This window comes from Lamprobacter sp. (assembly GCF_034860625.1).
Lineage (GTDB): Bacteria > Pseudomonadota > Gammaproteobacteria > Chromatiales > Chromatiaceae > Lamprobacter.
In genome coordinates this window covers 1-994 of sequence record NZ_JAYESN010000613.1, presented here as the reverse complement: position 1 = coordinate 994, position 994 = coordinate 1, and the positions used below count along the sequence as shown (strand labels likewise).

At 64.0% G+C, this 994-nt stretch carries 1 protein-coding gene; it reads left to right on the top strand.

From position 1 onward, the window contains the following. Window positions 1-250: 250 nt before the first annotated feature. The coding region (locus VBE63_RS30215) for an ABC transporter transmembrane domain-containing protein (RefSeq protein WP_323686657.1) at window positions 251-994 on the top strand (744 nt) is incomplete at its 3' end.

Here is a 994-nt window from a genome sequence, read left to right as displayed (position 1 = left end):
GAAAGCGTCGGTTACACTCCTAGCAAGCTGCAACGCGTGCCACAACAGGGCGTCTAACTAGGCTTGATCAAGTCGGGATGCTCGCCAGTGAGACTAAGCGCCTACCTGAATCTCATGCGATTCTTCTTCCGGGGTGGGGCGCCGCGCCACCAGCGATAGGCTAACGACTCAGACTGACTGCTTAAAACGGCCATGAGACTTGCTACAATCTTGGCCCACACTTGCGATCTATCCCCGGAACCCGCCTCGCTTGACTGCTCCCCGCGCCCTGCTCGATGACCAAAAGCCGCTAGCCTCACGCTGGTTGCGGCTCTCGGTCGGCTTGGGCCTCGGTAACGGGGTGCTGCTCATCCTCCAGGCCTGGCTGCTTGCCCTCATTATTGACGCAGTGGTCTTCGGTGACGCCAGTCTAGACCAGGTTGCCGTCTGGCTCTGGCCCCTGCTCCTGCTCTTCGCGGTGCGCGCAGGCATCGCCTGGGCCGCGGAGCAGAGCGCCTTCCGCGCCGCGGCGCAGGTCAAGATTAGCCTACGCGATCGACTGTATCGCCATATCCAGGCTGCTGGCCCGGCCTGGATGGCGGGACAGCGCAGCGGCGCCATCGCCGAGGACCTGACCCGCGGCATCGAGGCCGTCGAAGCCTACTACTCACGCTATCTGCCGGCGATGTCGCTGACCGCGCTGATCCCACTGGCGATCCTGATCGTGGTGCTGCCGCTGGACTGGCTCTCCGCCTTGATCATGCTGGTGACGGCGCCGCTGATCCCGGTGTTCATGATCCTGATCGGCAGCGGCGTCGAGCGGCTGAATCAGCAGCTCTGGAAGGAGCTGGCCCGGATGGGCGCGCATTTCCTCGATGTGATCCAGGGCATGACAACGCTGAAGCTGTTCAACGCCAGCCGCCGCGAGGCGGCGGTGATCGCGCGCATCTCCGATGACTATCGCGCCAGCACCATGCGCGTGCTGCGCGTCGCCTTCTTGACCTCGGCGGTGCTC